General features: G+C 33.5%; 18 protein-coding genes. 11 read left to right on the forward strand and 7 right to left on the reverse strand.

Annotated elements, in window-relative coordinates; genetic code table 11:
* Positions 1 to 4: 4 nt before the first annotated feature.
* On the forward strand, positions 5 to 316 hold the full coding sequence (trxA, locus tag F5ESL0230_RS01575) for a thioredoxin (RefSeq protein WP_122021322.1): 312 nt from the start codon (positions 5 to 7) through the stop codon (positions 314 to 316).
* Positions 317 to 395: 79 nt separating this feature from the next.
* On the opposite strand, the gene mscL is transcribed toward trxA, so the two are convergent.
* Together mscL and F5ESL0230_RS01585 are read right to left on the reverse strand one after the other, a co-directional pair.
* Positions 396 to 770, reverse strand: a complete 375-nt coding sequence (mscL, locus tag F5ESL0230_RS01580; RefSeq protein ID WP_118896636.1) for a large-conductance mechanosensitive channel protein MscL — start codon at positions 768 to 770, stop codon at positions 396 to 398.
* A gap of 67 nt (positions 771 to 837) precedes the next feature.
* Positions 838 to 1,245 carry a YslB family protein gene (locus tag F5ESL0230_RS01585; RefSeq protein ID WP_118906964.1) on the reverse strand — a complete coding sequence of 136 codons (408 nt, stop codon included), beginning with the start codon at positions 1,243 to 1,245 and terminating at the stop codon, positions 838 to 840.
* A 79-nt stretch (positions 1,246 to 1,324) separates the two neighbouring features.
* Between F5ESL0230_RS01585 and murI the strand changes: the two genes are divergently transcribed.
* Both murI and F5ESL0230_RS01595 read left to right on the forward strand, forming a co-directional pair.
* Positions 1,325 to 2,113, forward strand: coding sequence for a glutamate racemase (gene murI / locus F5ESL0230_RS01590; RefSeq protein WP_122021323.1), 789 nt, complete (start codon positions 1,325 to 1,327; stop codon positions 2,111 to 2,113).
* A gap of 14 nt (positions 2,114 to 2,127) precedes the next feature.
* Entirely contained in the window at positions 2,128 to 2,742 is a 615-nt protein-coding gene (locus tag F5ESL0230_RS01595; RefSeq protein WP_122021324.1) for an XTP/dITP diphosphatase, read from the forward strand.
* Between the two features lie 42 nt (positions 2,743 to 2,784).
* On the opposite strand, the gene F5ESL0230_RS01600 is transcribed toward F5ESL0230_RS01595, so the two are convergent.
* The gene (locus tag F5ESL0230_RS01600; RefSeq protein ID WP_090093625.1) at positions 2,785 to 3,594 is read right to left on the reverse strand and encodes a mechanosensitive ion channel family protein; all 810 of its coding nucleotides are present in this window, start codon (positions 3,592 to 3,594) and stop codon (positions 2,785 to 2,787) included.
* 111 nt (positions 3,595 to 3,705) lie between these two features.
* Here F5ESL0230_RS01600 and F5ESL0230_RS01605 point away from each other — a divergent pair, with 111 nt between their 5' ends.
* Positions 3,706 to 4,131: a DUF948 domain-containing protein gene (locus F5ESL0230_RS01605; RefSeq protein WP_122021325.1), complete on the forward strand. Its 426-nt coding sequence runs from the start codon at positions 3,706 to 3,708 to the stop codon at positions 4,129 to 4,131.
* A gap of 27 nt (positions 4,132 to 4,158) precedes the next feature.
* The gene (locus F5ESL0230_RS01610; protein ID WP_122021326.1) at positions 4,159 to 4,548 is read left to right on the forward strand and encodes a DUF1269 domain-containing family protein; all 390 of its coding nucleotides are present in this window, start codon (positions 4,159 to 4,161) and stop codon (positions 4,546 to 4,548) included.
* A 61-nt stretch (positions 4,549 to 4,609) separates the two neighbouring features.
* Here F5ESL0230_RS01610 and F5ESL0230_RS01615 read toward each other — a convergent pair whose 3' ends face one another.
* The gene (locus F5ESL0230_RS01615) at positions 4,610 to 5,716 is read right to left on the reverse strand and encodes an aminopeptidase P family protein (protein WP_122021327.1); all 1,107 of its coding nucleotides are present in this window, start codon (positions 5,714 to 5,716) and stop codon (positions 4,610 to 4,612) included.
* Between the two features lie 145 nt (positions 5,717 to 5,861).
* Here F5ESL0230_RS01615 and F5ESL0230_RS01620 point away from each other — a divergent pair, with 145 nt between their 5' ends.
* Complete coding sequence (locus F5ESL0230_RS01620; RefSeq protein WP_122021328.1) at positions 5,862 to 6,863, forward strand: substrate-binding domain-containing protein; 1,002 nt, start codon at positions 5,862 to 5,864, stop codon at positions 6,861 to 6,863.
* Positions 6,864 to 7,079: 216 nt separating this feature from the next.
* Here the strand turns inward: F5ESL0230_RS01620 and F5ESL0230_RS01625 are convergent, their stop codons facing one another.
* A complete protein-coding gene (locus tag F5ESL0230_RS01625) occupies positions 7,080 to 8,459 on the reverse strand; it encodes a glycerophosphodiester phosphodiesterase (RefSeq protein ID WP_122021329.1) in 1,380 nt (459 codons plus the stop codon).
* Between the two features lie 91 nt (positions 8,460 to 8,550).
* Here F5ESL0230_RS01625 and F5ESL0230_RS01630 point away from each other — a divergent pair, with 91 nt between their 5' ends.
* Genes F5ESL0230_RS01630 through F5ESL0230_RS01650 form a run of 5 tightly spaced genes read left to right on the forward strand, consistent with a single transcriptional unit; the run spans position 8,551 to position 12,157 of the window.
* Positions 8,551 to 8,883: a hypothetical protein gene (locus F5ESL0230_RS01630; protein ID WP_090093637.1), complete on the forward strand. Its 333-nt coding sequence runs from the start codon at positions 8,551 to 8,553 to the stop codon at positions 8,881 to 8,883.
* 10 nt (positions 8,884 to 8,893) lie between these two features.
* Positions 8,894 to 10,303, forward strand: a complete 1,410-nt coding sequence (locus tag F5ESL0230_RS01635; RefSeq protein ID WP_122021330.1) for a bifunctional UDP-sugar hydrolase/5'-nucleotidase — start codon at positions 8,894 to 8,896, stop codon at positions 10,301 to 10,303.
* A complete protein-coding gene (locus F5ESL0230_RS01640; RefSeq protein WP_369931536.1) occupies positions 10,269 to 10,778 on the forward strand; it encodes a YutD family protein in 510 nt (169 codons plus the stop codon). The genes F5ESL0230_RS01635 and F5ESL0230_RS01640 overlap by 35 nt, the downstream gene beginning before the upstream one ends.
* Positions 10,779 to 11,552 (forward strand): TIGR01457 family HAD-type hydrolase, encoded by a 774-nt coding sequence (locus tag F5ESL0230_RS01645; protein ID WP_122021331.1) that lies wholly within the window; start codon positions 10,779 to 10,781, stop codon positions 11,550 to 11,552.
* Positions 11,549 to 12,157 (forward strand): TIGR01906 family membrane protein, encoded by a 609-nt coding sequence (locus F5ESL0230_RS01650; protein WP_090093643.1) that lies wholly within the window; start codon positions 11,549 to 11,551, stop codon positions 12,155 to 12,157. The genes F5ESL0230_RS01645 and F5ESL0230_RS01650 overlap by 4 nt, the downstream gene beginning before the upstream one ends.
* 10 nt (positions 12,158 to 12,167) lie before the next feature.
* Here the strand turns inward: F5ESL0230_RS01650 and F5ESL0230_RS01655 are convergent, their stop codons facing one another.
* Both F5ESL0230_RS01655 and F5ESL0230_RS01660 read right to left on the reverse strand, forming a co-directional pair.
* On the reverse strand, positions 12,168 to 12,818 hold the full coding sequence (locus tag F5ESL0230_RS01655) for a VTT domain-containing protein (protein ID WP_122021332.1): 651 nt from the start codon (positions 12,816 to 12,818) through the stop codon (positions 12,168 to 12,170).
* Positions 12,819 to 12,827: 9 nt separating this feature from the next.
* Positions 12,828 to 13,766 carry an NAD(P)/FAD-dependent oxidoreductase gene (locus F5ESL0230_RS01660; protein WP_122021333.1) on the reverse strand — a complete coding sequence of 313 codons (939 nt, stop codon included), beginning with the start codon at positions 13,764 to 13,766 and terminating at the stop codon, positions 12,828 to 12,830.
* Positions 13,767 to 14,073: the final 307 nt, after the last annotated feature.

Raw genomic sequence — 14,073 nt, forward strand, 5'->3', positions numbered from 1 at the left:
GACTATGGTAGATGAACTGACAGATCAAAATTATGAAACAGAAACTAAAGATGGTGTTGTACTGATTGATTTTTGGGCAACTTGGTGTGGACCATGCAAGATGCAGTCACCAGTAATTGAAGAACTAGCTGAAGAGCGGCAAGATGTAAAATTTACCAAAATGGATGTCGACCAAAATAAAGCGACGCCTAGTTCATTAGGTATTATGGCTATCCCGACGCTTGTTATTAAGAAAAATGGTGCGATTGTTGACAGATTAACGGGTTATACGCCTAAGGCTAAACTCAATCAAATTTTAAATCAGTATACAGATTAAGAGCTAATAAATAACCCTAAAATTATTATGATTTTAGGGTTATTATAATTGGCTTTAAAAACTTTTACTAAGTAGGATTTTAATTGCTTTTTTCTTTTAATAGATCACGAATTTGTTTGAGGTAATCTTCTGTAGATGGGCCAGCTGGTTGTTGCTGCTGTTCATCATGTTTAGTAACTTTATTAACGGCTTTAACAAGTAAAAAAACAATAAATGCAATGATTAGGAAATTAATTACTGTATTAATAAATTCACCATATCTAAATGTTGCTCCGCTAACTTTAAGAACTAAATTGGATAAGTCAATTTTACCAATAAATAGGCCAATTAATGGATTAATTAGATTGGTTACTAAGGAGTTAACAATATTAGTGAATGCTCCACCAATGATTACACCAACTGCGAGATCAATTACATTTCCTCGTTCAATAAATTTTTTAAATTCTTTTAACATTTTTGCACCTCCATTTAATAATCATATTGCAAAAAGACCAAAAAATTAAATAGATAGACTTAAAAGTTTAGCTAAACTTGGTAATTAGTTGAACTTTTTTTTGCTTTTCATCAATTTTTTGTTCACATTCAGTAGTACGATTAGTTTCATTTTGGAAAGCTTCTGCAATGATGCCAGCTTCTAATGAAAATTCATTAATTCCACTATTTAGCCGATCAACTACACTTTGTCCTGTTAATTCCATTATAATTTCTGTACGTCGTTCTTTGATTTTAGTCAAAATACCGAATCCTGTAGTTGAAAAAAAACTATTAATATCGTCAAAGGAGGCTAGATCATATTTTCTAGCAATTCTTTTACCAGCCCAATAGAGAATTTCATTATTATCGCTCCCTAAAATTGTTGGTAAAAGAAAGTCACGGTATAATTGATTGACAAAATAGATATGTTCATTTTGTTGGTTGTCGTTGTGCATAAAGAATTCATCCCTTTTATTTTCTTTTATTTTACCGTAAAATTGATGGAAGTAGAAAGAATTTAGGGAGATTTATGATATGGATAAGCGACCAATTGGGTTATTAGATTCTGGTGTTGGCGGATTAACAGTAGTTAAAAAAGTTATAAAAAAAATGCCGAATGAAAATATAATTTTTGTAGGTGATAACGCTCATATTCCATATGGTAATAAATCACAGGCCGAAATTATTTCGTTGACGTTAGCAAGTGTGAATTTTTTACTAAGTAAAAATGTTAAAGTAGTAATTTTTGCATGTAATACTGCTACTGCAGTAGCCATGGATATTATTCAAAAACAAATTAGTCCTAAAATTATTGGTGTAATTCCGGCGGGGGCTAAATGTGCAATCAATGCTAGCCAAAATCAAAAAATTGCTGTTGTTGCAACGCAAATGACCACTAATCTTCATGCGTATCAAGAAGAGATTACTAAATACGCCCCAAAAATAGAGGTAACAGAAGTCGCTGCGCCGCAGTTAGTACCATTAATTGAGAATAATGCTAGCCATAGTGAATATGATAAGGCATTATCTGAAATATTATTGCCTTTACAAGCAGTTGATTTTGATACCTTAATTCTTGGTTGTACTCATTATCCAATTATTCGTTCAGAATTTGAACGTCAAGTTGGTTCACATGTACAGGTGATTGATCCTGCAGATCAAGTGGCACAATACACATATAACTTGTTAAAAAAAGAGCATTTATTGAATGCTAACTTAGCTGTAGCCCAGCATGAATTTTATACGACGGGTAAAGTGGAGAAAGTTAATGAATTGGGTCGATTAGTATTAAATGATTCTAATTTTCAGGCGCAACAAATATAAAGAGGAGAAGACAGGTGAAAATTTTATTTGCAACGACTAATCAGGGAAAGGCTAGAGAATTAAGGGCAGCTTTCCAAAAGAATGGCTTTAAGCTAGATATAATAACAAATAATGATTTATCTAATCCACCAGTTGTTGCAGAAACGGGAACAACCTTTGTCCAAAATGCAAAATTGAAAGCACATGCTTTAGCTGATTTTAGTCAAATGGTGACTATTGCTGATGACTCTGGGTTAATGGTTGATGCGCTTTATGGAGCTCCAGGTGTCCGTTCAGCTCGATATGCTGGTGAAGAACATAACGATTCTAAAAATAATGCTAAGTTATTGGCAGAATTGGGTGGAGTTCCACTTGAAAAGAGAACAGCGCATTTTAATACGACGATTATTGTATCTATGCCTAACTTTTTTGATCGAGATTTAGTTGTTAGTGGGCAGTGTACAGGACAAATTTTGCTATCTCCGCGTGGGGCTGATGGCTTTGGTTACGATTCCCTTTTTTATGTTGCTGAAAAGGGCAAGACATTTGCTGAGATGACCTTACTAGAAAAAAATAGTTTGTCACATCGAGGAAAAGCAATTAGCAAATTATTAGCAATCTTTCCAACCTGGTTAGCTCAATTTGAATAAATTAAAAAAAACAGGTTTACTATAAAGTACCTGTTTTTTTGATTAACTAGCTAAGGTAATATTATTTTGGGATAATGTTGCTAAATATGCTGTTAAATAGCGATCACGCACAACTTGTTCACAGCCAGTATCAACTTGAAAGTGGATGACATATTTTATTGTTTGGGCTGTTTGCTCTGTAATACCAATAATTTGGGGCTTTTGAATAAGTGAGTCATGAGAAATAGTACCGTTGACTTTTTTAATCAGAGCATTAACTTTATTGAAGTCATTATCGGCTTTTAGTTGTAACTCAATATCAAGACCAATCCCGCCATGGGCTAGATTTTGCACAATTGATATATTTCGGTTGGGAATATAAATAATTGATCCATCAGTAGCTTGTAGTCGTGTAGTACGTAATCCCAATTGAATTACAATGCCTGTTTGATTATTAAGTTGGACTAAATCACCAACATCGAATTGGTCTTCACTAAGAATAAAAAAACCATTAACTAAGTCACTAACAAAACCTTGTGCTCCCATACCAATAGCTAATGAAAAAATTCCAGCACTAGTTAATAAAGTTCCAACAGGAATACCCAAAATTGATAAAACAGCAAACAAATAAAAGAAAATCACGGTATATTCAAAAATACTAGTAATTAAGGTTGCTACAGTTCGTGTACGTTTATTTTGTGGCTGTCTATTATGCTTTAAATAGTGACTAATTACTTTTTTACCACATTGATCAATAATATAGAAAACAATAGTTGAAATAGCTAACTGCCATAAAACTGTAAGTGCTTGTTCGCCTAATCTATCCCAATTAAACTTTAATACTCTTTGATTTATTTGAAATGACTTATTCATAATTTCTACCTTTCATATATTTATATTAACTATAGCAAATTATTACATATAGATTGAGATTAACCTATTTTCATGCTAGACTTTTTCTAGGTACAGAATTGGAGGTAGAAGATGATAATTTCCTATGGTGCACTGGCAGGTTTAATTGCGGCAGTCGCATTATTAATTTTAGTACTTTTTACAATACCAGTACTTATTCGTGTTGCAAAAGCAGCCAAGGAAGTAAATAAAACAATCCAGCTTACCAATGAATCCATTCAACAAGTAACAAAAGATGTTGATGAATTACTCGATCAAACTGGTGATTTGCTAGATAAGACCAATGTTTTAATGGCAGATGTTAATGTAAAGATGAAAACTATGGATCCGGTTGTTCAAGCAGCCGCTGATTTAGGTGTAAGTGTTTCAGATGTTAATGCTTCTTCGCGGCGGATGGCAAAAAAAGTCAGCAATTTTCATTTGAAACGTAACGGTGTAATGTCTTCGGCTTTAACTTCGGTATTTGCCAGACGTAGGCGCCGTAAAGGCAAGGACTAATAAATTAAGTAGAAGGAGTTAATTTTTATGAAAAAACTTACAAGTTTTATATTTGGTACAATTATTGGTGGTACTGCAGGCTTTTTAGCTGGTTCATTATTAGTTTCTGATAACCAGATTGATGAATTAAAGAAAAAGGTTAAAAATAATGAAGCCGTTCAAGATTTAAAGAAGAAATACGATAATGGAACAGAGGTTGTTAAGAATCAGTTGGCTTCATTTCCCAAAAATGTTGAAGATGATTCAGAGTTGAAAGATTTTGATGATATTGTCATTGATAATTCTACTGACGCAGTTGCTGCAGTGCAAGATCATGCAGAAGATTTAGTTAGTGACTTACATCATGCTGAGAATGTTAATAATATAAATAAGCCTGATGAAACATATGGTTCAAATGATTCATATGTTAGACCATAGAAGTATCTAAAAATGCACGAGAAAAAATTTTCTCGTGCATTTTTTAATTATAGCTAAATAATTAATCTTTTAATGGTAAAATTTTTAATTCTTTACTGGTATGAGTAAAGGGTTCATAGCCATTTTTAGTTACAACCCCGCAGTCTTCAATTCTGACGCCAGCAACATTTGGTATATAAATTCCGGGCTCAATAGAAAAACACATGCCCTCTTCGATAATTAAATCATTGCCTTGAACGATTGAAGGATATTCATGGACTTCCTTACCAATGCCATGGCCCAAACGATGAATGAAATATTCACCATACCCTGCTTTAGTAATAACGTCGCGGGCAACACTGTCAAGTTCAGCAGCAGTCATTCCAGGACGAACTGCGTCAATTGCTGCTTGTTGAGCTTCACGATCAATTTCATATATTTCTTTCTGTTTAGCTGTTGGTTCTCCGTAAGCTACCGTTCTGCTTGAATCAGAGGCATAACCATTATGCATTGTGCCTAAATCAAATAGAACTAATTCATTTGGCTTAACGGTATTCATTGTAGGTCCAAGATGGGGATTGGCCGCATTAGCTCCAGTTTGCACAATAGTTTCAAAGCTTTCGTGCATAACGCCTTTTTGCAACTTAAGTTGATAGTCAATTTGTCCAGCGATATAGCGTTCAGTAACGCCTGTTTTAATAGCGTCAAAGCCGATTTGAAAAGCAAAGTCAGCTTCGCGACCAGCGGCTTGTAACTCCGCAATTTCTACTGGCGTTTTATACAAACGAATTTTAGCAATAAAATTGGATAGATCGCTATCAAAATTAGCATCTGGAAATTGCTGATGTATTAATTGATAATGAGAAACAGACAAATTATTTTTCTCTAACGCCCATCTTTGATATGCTGAAGTTCGGCTTTTTACTTTGTCGGCAATGAGCGCCCAAGGATTTTCGGAGTCAAGATAGCCATAAACATCACCATCCCAAGCTGAATTTTTAGCTTCTTCGACATTTAATGCAGGAACAAATACAAAGGGTTCATGATCCTTAAAGGCTATTAAGCAAAAAATCCGCTCATGTGGTTCCATTTCATAACCAGTAAAATAAGCGATTGTTGTTGGATTAGAAATGTAGGCGATATCGTTGCCAGAACTTTGTAACCATTCTTGTAATTTATTTAAATTCATGATTATTCCTTTCAATCAATTGATTAATTAAAAGAAGTATACCATGTTCTTTATATGAAAAAATGAAAGAATAGTTGTAAACGTTTGCAATTTTTGGAAAAGCATGCTAAATTTGATACTAGTATTTTTAAAACGGGGGAAAAGGATGCGTAAACAAGATATTACAATTTATGATGTTGCTCGTGAGGCCAAGGTATCTATGGCGACCGTTTCAAGGGTTGTTAATGGCAATACCAATGTACGTAAAGATACCAAAGACCGAGTAATGGAAGTTATCAAGCGCCTGCACTATCAGCCTAATGCTGTAGCACAAGGTCTTGCTTCTAAACGAACAACTACAGTTGGTTTAATTGTACCTGACTTAACTAATTTATATTTTGCAGAACTTTCAAAAGGAATTGATGATATTGCTTTGCTTTATAAATACAATATCATTATTACGAGTATTGAAAATCAATTGATGCGAGAAGATCAGGCAATTCAAGGACTATTAAATAAACAAGTCGATGGCGTTATTTATATGGCTGATAATTTGCCTAATGAAGCTGCTGAGGCCTTTAAGCGGACTGATACACCAGTAGTTTTAGCTGGAACAAAAGATTGCCATAAAGAATTCCCTTCTGTTTCGATTGATTATCAAAAGGCAGATACTGAAGCTTTAAATCTCTTTTATAATGATGGCAGAAAAAATTTGGCGCTTGTTTTAGATAATCCTGATACATTTGTTAATGCCGAAAATAGGATTCCTGCTTATAAAAACTTTATGAAGAAGAATAATTTGGGTCCAGAGCATATTTATACCAATATTAAAGATCATTCGGATGGTTACAATTTATTTTCACAATTGCAAGATGATCATATTGATGGTGTTCTAGTTACTCGTGATGTTGCTGCAGTGGGTATTCTAAATTCTGCAATTGATGCTGGTAAAAATATTCCCAAGGATATGGAAATTGTGACAGCAAGTGCGACACAAATTGCTTCTGTTGTTCGTCCAGCTATAACCGCAGTGCGTCAACCATTATATGATATTGGTGCAGTAGCGATGCGCATGCTAACAAAACTAATGAGTAACGAAGAAGTGGCTAATATGCAAATTGAATTGCCATATGAATTATTAAAAAAGCAAAGTACATCAAATGAATAAATAAAAAAGTCTGGGACAACTAGTTCTTTATACAAAAAAGCAGACAAAACACAGCTTTTAGTGTTTTGTCTGCTTTTTATTGGTTTAGGAAAATAATTTTTCTCAGACTCGCTTCTTTTGTTTGAGTGCAATTTACTATGACGACTTAAATTAGGAGCAATATCAATGAGACAATCCGCAAATTGATTCAGTAGATTTACAAGTTAGGAGACAATTTTAGCTTTTGCTGCCGTCTCTTTTATTTAAAGCTACTAATGTTTCTATAATAGTTTTTACAGGTGGGGATTGTAGGGGTTGATATGCTGTTAAAGCAATATTAGTGTAGCGGTTCATGCGAGGTAAATTGTGGTATTGCTGCCAACTAGTATCATCAAAAAAGCCGTAAAAGAGAATATCGCGAGCTTTAACCCAACCTAGTGTAGTCTTAAGCCACATGCTGTTTGGACTACCATTGAAATTTTTAATTTTGAATAATTGATTAGCTGGTAATATTTTTTTCGTTTTTGCTTGATTTTCAGGATAACGGTAGATGGTAACTGGAGCCTGGGATTTAGCTAAAAGTTGTTTATCTTGGTAGGGCATAACCTCTTGTGGTTTTAAATCAAGATTGACGAATTCAGCAGAAACAAAAGTTTGATTTGCAATTTGGTAATAAAGTTGATTATGAGCCCGAACACCATACATTATGTTTAAGCTCTGCCCTGGATAAATAAATTTTTTTTGTTTAATACGAACGTAGGGATTCATCATCGTTGTAGTTTTATTTTTGCCGAAATAGATTCCTTGACGGTTAATTTCGTATTTTTTAGTTCCTTCTTTGGCTAATTTGTATTTAAAACCCGTACTAGGGAAGTTAGTTACTACACCATCGATATTTTTATTAATTAGCCAATGCCATAATGATGGTGATTCATCCATTTCGGCCCAAACAAAAACTTGTTTATTTAAGCGGTGTAACCAATGAATTAGGAAGGGATGATTTAAAATTAAGTCAGATGAGATATTAACCGCATTAACTTGCGGTAAATTACTAAAATTAATTCGCTTAAGGCTGCCAACTATGAGAATAAGATAGGCATCAGGTAGTAATTTGCGCAAGCGAAACAAGCTGGCAACTGAAAAGGAATGAATCATGACACGATTTTCCATATGATATTTTTTGATAGTTGCGGCAATTTTATTTTCTAGTTCATATGAAGGATCAATTGAGTGATCGATTTTAGTTTCTAAGATGAATTTAGCCTGTGGTTGTTTACGGTAATGTTCAAAAAGTTGTGTTAAACTAAGCACATGTTCACCATTATCATATGTTAATTGGCTAAGTGTTTGCCAATTGTTTTGTGATACAATTGCATGAGTATGGGTGACACGGTATAAATCATCGTCATGCGAGATTACTAATTCTCCATCTGAAGATAGATGCAAATCAAGTTCGACATAATCAGCTCCTGAATTGAAGGCAGAGTCATCACTTTGAATTGTTTCTTCAGGGTATTTACTAGGATCTCCGCGATGACCAACAACGGTAAATCCACTGGTTATTAAAAAGACTATACTAAAAAATAAAGCTTTAAGTAAACGGCCGTTAACTTTCATGTGTACACCTCTATCAATACTACAATAGCATGGTTGCACATTTTTTGCTATATGTCACAATTTAAGTTTATGTATTATGTAGGAAAAATTTATGAATGAAGAATATGAAGAATTTGATTTAATTGAAGAGATAATCCGTAATGATGGTAGCAAGTATTTTGAAATTTCAAATATTGATCAAAATGGAATTGCTGAATTAGCGGTTGATCATGGATTAATTAAAAATGTGCGAATTTTACAGTTAAATATACCTCGTACCAAGGCTTTGGTCATCTATGAAAAGTATATTAATCAGAATTATCATTTAGAAACTTTAAATAATGAACGAGATTGGAAAAATCCGACTTGGGTAGAGTGGGAAAAACCTAAAGGCAAGATTTTGGATAGTTATAATTTGGTTTTAAAATCTAATCAAATTGGATAGAGAGTTAAAGATGGAAAAACTGCGTATTTTACATACTAATGATTTACATTCACATTTTGAGCATTTTCCTCAAATTGCTCGTTATTTACATAAAGCACAAAAAGATAGGTCTGTTGATCAAGTTTTAACATTTGATGCAGGAGATTTTATGGATCGATCAAATCCATTAACGGATGCAACTTATGGCCAAGCAAATATTAAATTAATGAATTCATTCAATTATGATGCAATTACAATTGGTAACAATGAGGGTATTTCTAATTCTCATGAAACAGTAGAGCATTTATTTGATCATGCTAACTTTCCCGTTCTACTGGCAAATTTACAAGAAGAAGATGGAACAAGGCCAAATTGGGCACTGCAAGATAAAATTATTAAAACTAATAAAGGTACGCGAATCGCTTTAATTGGGCTAACTGCAGCTTATCCTCTTTCCTATGAACCTAATCATTGGCATGTCAAGACGTTGAAAGCGGCAATGGATGAGGTATTACCGAAGATTGCTGGTCAATATGATGTTCTAATTTTGTTAACACACGTTGGGTTAAACATGGACTGCTTTTTGGCAAAAAATTATCCAGAAATTGATTTGATTATTGGCGGACATAGTCATGATTTATTGAAACATGGGTTAGAGGTTAATAACGTTTGGATTACTCAGACGGGAAAATGGGGTAATTTTGTAGGCAATATTTACGTTGAAATAGATAATGAGCATCAGATACAAAAAATTTCGCCACATGTTGAACCAACTAGTTTAATGAAAAGCGAGCCTGCTGATGAACTGACAGTTAAAGATTATTTGAAGTGTGGAAAAGAAATTTTATCTCGTGAATATATTGCTGATTTACCTAAGCAATATGATAATAGTTTAGACGCGGCAATAGAAGTATCGATGGAAGCAATTGCTAATTTTGCTCAAACAGATATAGCAATGCTTAGTTCAGGGTTGTTTCTAACACCTTTTAAAAAAGGAATTTTAACTAAATATGATTTACAACAAGCATTGCCACATTCAATGCATGTAGTACGGACAACACTTCAGGGGTGTGACTTATGGCGTTTAGTTATGGAAATTGAAAAGAACCGGCATTACTTAGATCATTTTCATTTGCAGGGAATGAGTTTTCGCGGCAAAATTTTTGGGCAGATGTATTATCGAGGAGTTAGATATGATCCAGTTGAACAATCAGTTTATGTGAATAATCAGCAAATAAATTTTAAAAAGAACTATCAAATTGCCGTATTAGACCATTATATTTTAGTACCATTCTTTCCAACTTTAGCAATTGTGGGTGAAAATCAGTTTTTATTTCCACAATTTTTACGCGAAGTAGTTGGTAATTATTTGAGTAAAAAATATCCATTAACAGGAAGTGATATTGATGATGGAAAAAGAAATTGCAGTCAAGACAACTAAGGCAAATAAAGAAAATCGTTTTGTTAAAGAACAACCCCTACGGCATCCTTTAGCAGTTGTGACCTTAAACGGTAATCATTTAAAAATTAATAAGCAATCTTATCAGATAGTTGTTAATAAGCAAGAAGCACTAAGTATAGAAGTTTTACGCCAAAAATATGATCCTTATTTAGATCAATATGATTTTTTGGTTGGGGATGTCTCAAGTGAACATTTGCGCTTAAAAGGCTTTTATAAAAATAACGTTCAAGCTACAATTGATCGCAGGGAACAAACGATTGCTGATTATTTAATGGAATATTGTAATCCTGGTGCGGGTTATTTTATTTTAAAGCTACTAAGTCCAGTGCATCATTACCGCTCTACTAATAGTAAAAAGCAATCCCAAATCCAATATCGAAGAAGAAAGAAAGTCAAGATCAGGTCAACGTTACAGCATAATTTTATTATTAAGAAAAGAAAGAGTAGCAATTAGGTGAAAGATTATCGTTTATTTTTAATTGATCTTGATGGTACGATTTATCGGGGACAAGATACGATTGCTTCGGGAGTGCGCTTCATCAAGCGACTAGAATCATTGGGAAAAGATTATCTTTTTTTAACTAACAATACAACACGTACGCCACAGATGGTGGTTGAAAAGCTAGCAAAACATGGTATCAATACGGATATTTCACATATATATACACCATGTATGGCAACAACTAGCTACATTTTAAGCCAAGAAAAAGAAAATAAAAAAATTGGTGTCTATCTAATTGGTCAGGTTGGGTTATGGAGTGAATTTTTTAAGCATCCAGAATTTGAATTAAATCCTAGTGATCCTACTTATGTAGTTGTAGGAATGGATACTGATTTGACCTACCACAAAGTTCAAATTGCAACCAGCGCAATCAGAAAGGGAGCAATTTTTATAGGCACAAATGCCGATTTAAATCTGCCTAGTGAAAAAGGGCTTCTACCAGGTAATGGTTCACAATGTGCTATGATTGCTGCTGCAAGTGGATGTGAACCAATATATATTGGTAAACCCGCAAAAATTATTGTAGAGCTACTTTTAAAGCAAAGAAATTGTTTAAAAGAAGATGCACTTATCATTGGTGACAATTATGAAACTGATATTAAGGCAGGATTCAATAGCCAAGTTGATCAATTACTTGTATTAACTGGGATTACAAAGAAAGTAGATATTCAAGGTAAAAGGCAACCAACACTTATTGTTAATAATTTGGATGAAATTAAATTATGATCGACAAAAATAATTTTTTTAGTATTATTTATCATTTTGTTTTTGCAATTACTAGTAGTGTTGTAGGAGCGGTTATTGCTAGTTGGCCTCTTTTAATGATTTTTGTTTTGGTACAAAAAACTTATAAGGTAGTCAATTTATCAATAGGTCAAATAATGGGAAATTATAATCAATTGTTATGGTATTTAATATGGCCGCTTAAAAAGAAGCTTAGAATGAGTAATTTACCTACCTCAATGGCGGCTGCACAGCATTTTGCTGATGTAAAAAAGTTATTTACCATAGTAATTATTGCTTTTTTGTGTTGCTTAATATTGTATTTTTGGAACAGTAAAAGTAAAAAAAGCTTTTTCAGATTAAATAAAATTTGTGCACTATTATTGTTGCTTTTACCAGTTGCTGCCCTACCTTTTGCGTTGACGAATTTTGATCAATTTTTTATCAATTTTCATCACCTATTTTTTATTGGAAGTACTACTTGGTTATTTAATCCTGAGACTGACCCAATTATCAATCTTTTGACTGAAGGCTTTTTTGCCGCTTGCTTTGCTGTAGGTGGAACTATTTATGAACTATATTTTGCCAATCAATTATTGCAACGATAAAAAGGAGCTCCTAATGGGGCTCCTTTTTTTGAGTATAATGTTTTTTGAGAGTAACAAGCAAAATTGGTAAAATTGAAATTAAGATAATCGCCAAGATTAATAAGGAAAAATTATCTTTAACAAATGGTATGTTGCCAAAAATAGCACCAATTATAGTGAAGATGCCACTCCAAATGATTCCGCCGACTATGTTATAGATAGCAAATTTTCCGTAGTGCATTTTGCTACCGCCAGAAATGAATGGAACGAATGTCCTAATAAAGGGGATAAAGCGACCTATAACAATAGTGATCGGTCCATGGCGATTGAAAAACTGTTCGGCTGCTAAGCGATTTTTTTGATTAATCAGTTTGTTGAACCAAGAATATTTTTCTCCAGCAGTCACTGATCGTGCCCCAATTTCATAATTACAAGCATCACCTAAAACTGCGGCAAGAACAACAGCAAAATAAATTAGCCAAATATTGAGGTTATATTTGGGATTAACTGCCATTGAACTGGCGGCAAAAATAAGCGAATCACCTGGTAAAAATGGGAAAATAACTAATCCAGTTTCAATAAAAATAATTCCAAAAATGATTAAGTATGTCCAGCTACCAAACTGATTTACTATTTCAATCAAATGATGGTCAATGTGTAGAATAAAATTGACAATAGTCATAAATTGCTCCTATATACTGGTTGAATGAATGGTTAAATTTTTTTTGGGAAAAAGTGAACGCATAATTGATGTAATTGCTATTTGTGCTTCGCCAAAGCCTAGACCAATTACTGGGACGCGTTCTGGGTAATATGCAGCATCTCCTACTGCATAAATGCCTGAAATATTGGTTTCCATTGCGCGTGAAACGCTAATTTGTCCCTTGGTTAAGTTGACGCCCCACTTACTTACAAAATTATTATCGCTACGAAAACCATAGGCAACAACAATTTGATCAAATTTCTTAGCAATGATATTTGTAGTACCTATTTCCTTTAATTCAATTTCAAGCTGATTATTGCTAAGAGTAACAGCTTTGGGCAGATAGGGTGTAAGAACTTCAACGTTTTGTAATTTCTTTAATTGTTGAACATTAGCTTCAAGCCCCCGAAATTCATTTCGGCGATGTATGATTTTAATCTGGGTATTAGCTACATTTGCAAGCTCAAGTGCCCAATCTAATGCGGAATCACCGCCGCCAAAAATGCCAATTGTTTGATTTTGAAATTTTTGGGGATCATTAATAAAATAGTGAATATGTTTTTCAATTTCATCATTTGTGTGTAAAGGAAATGCTTTAGGTGTAAATGAACCATTACCAGTAGCAATGATAACACTTTTAACTTCAAATTCTTTATCAATTAAAAAGCAATCTTCAATTTTTTCAATAGAATTAACACGATGGTCAAATACAAATTTTGCTTTTCTTTCAGCTGAATACATCAACTTTTCAATTAATTCAGCTCCAGTAATTTGGTTAAATACGGGAATGTCGAAAATTTTTTTAAATGGGTACAGTAATTTCGGTTGTCCTCCAGCTTCACTTAATGAATCAAATACAATAGTTTTTAACCCGTGCAAATGAGCAAAACTTGCACTAAAAAGTCCAATTGGTCCTGCTCCGATAATTGCTAAATCAAATTTTTTTATTTAAAAAACCTCCTAATAAACCTTGATATTTCAACTTTAGCATGAATTTTAAAGTTAGTCACTTGAAAAAAATCATAAAAAAGGGTTGCAAAAACAAAAAAAGGTTGCTAATATAAATAACTGTCGTCAGGGCAAAGCCAGTAAGGCAAAGGCGAGGCGGCAAAAAAGATATAAAAAACCAGTTGACAAAAGCGACTGAGTTTAGTAATATAAAAAGCGCTGTTGTTTAAAGAAGCGGCAGCGCGGGTCAGAAAAAAAGTTCTTGACAGAGTCGAGAGCATCTGAT

The organism is Lactobacillus sp. ESL0230 (assembly GCF_003692805.1).
In the GTDB taxonomy this organism is placed as follows: Bacteria; Bacillota; Bacilli; order Lactobacillales; family Lactobacillaceae; genus Lactobacillus; species Lactobacillus bombicola.

What these genes read in the sequence shown, in the direction of transcription:
- trxA (WP_122021322.1), top strand. Translation starts at nt 5, where the DNA reads ATGGTAGATGAACTGACAGATCAAAATTATGAAACAGAAACTAAAGAT.
- mscL (WP_118896636.1), bottom strand. Translation starts at nt 770, where the DNA reads ATGTTAAAAGAATTTAAAAAATTTATTGAACGAGGAAATGTAATTGAT.
- F5ESL0230_RS01585 (WP_118906964.1), bottom strand. Translation starts at nt 1,245, where the DNA reads ATGCACAACGACAACCAACAAAATGAACATATCTATTTTGTCAATCAA.
- murI (WP_122021323.1), top strand. Translation starts at nt 1,325, where the DNA reads ATGGATAAGCGACCAATTGGGTTATTAGATTCTGGTGTTGGCGGATTA.
- F5ESL0230_RS01600 (WP_090093625.1), bottom strand. Translation starts at nt 3,594, where the DNA reads ATGAATAAGTCATTTCAAATAAATCAAAGAGTATTAAAGTTTAATTGG.
- F5ESL0230_RS01605 (WP_122021325.1), top strand. Translation starts at nt 3,706, where the DNA reads ATGATAATTTCCTATGGTGCACTGGCAGGTTTAATTGCGGCAGTCGCA.
- F5ESL0230_RS01610 (WP_122021326.1), top strand. Translation starts at nt 4,159, where the DNA reads ATGAAAAAACTTACAAGTTTTATATTTGGTACAATTATTGGTGGTACT.
- F5ESL0230_RS01615 (WP_122021327.1), bottom strand. Translation starts at nt 5,716, where the DNA reads ATGAATTTAAATAAATTACAAGAATGGTTACAAAGTTCTGGCAACGAT.
- F5ESL0230_RS01620 (WP_122021328.1), top strand. Translation starts at nt 5,862, where the DNA reads ATGCGTAAACAAGATATTACAATTTATGATGTTGCTCGTGAGGCCAAG.
- F5ESL0230_RS01625 (WP_122021329.1), bottom strand. Translation starts at nt 8,459, where the DNA reads ATGAAAGTTAACGGCCGTTTACTTAAAGCTTTATTTTTTAGTATAGTC.
- F5ESL0230_RS01630 (WP_090093637.1), top strand. Translation starts at nt 8,551, where the DNA reads ATGAATGAAGAATATGAAGAATTTGATTTAATTGAAGAGATAATCCGT.
- F5ESL0230_RS01635 (WP_122021330.1), top strand. Translation starts at nt 8,894, where the DNA reads ATGGAAAAACTGCGTATTTTACATACTAATGATTTACATTCACATTTT.
- F5ESL0230_RS01640 (WP_369931536.1), top strand. Translation starts at nt 10,269, where the DNA reads ATGATGGAAAAAGAAATTGCAGTCAAGACAACTAAGGCAAATAAAGAA.
- F5ESL0230_RS01650 (WP_090093643.1), top strand. Translation starts at nt 11,549, where the DNA reads ATGATCGACAAAAATAATTTTTTTAGTATTATTTATCATTTTGTTTTT.
- F5ESL0230_RS01655 (WP_122021332.1), bottom strand. Translation starts at nt 12,818, where the DNA reads ATGACTATTGTCAATTTTATTCTACACATTGACCATCATTTGATTGAA.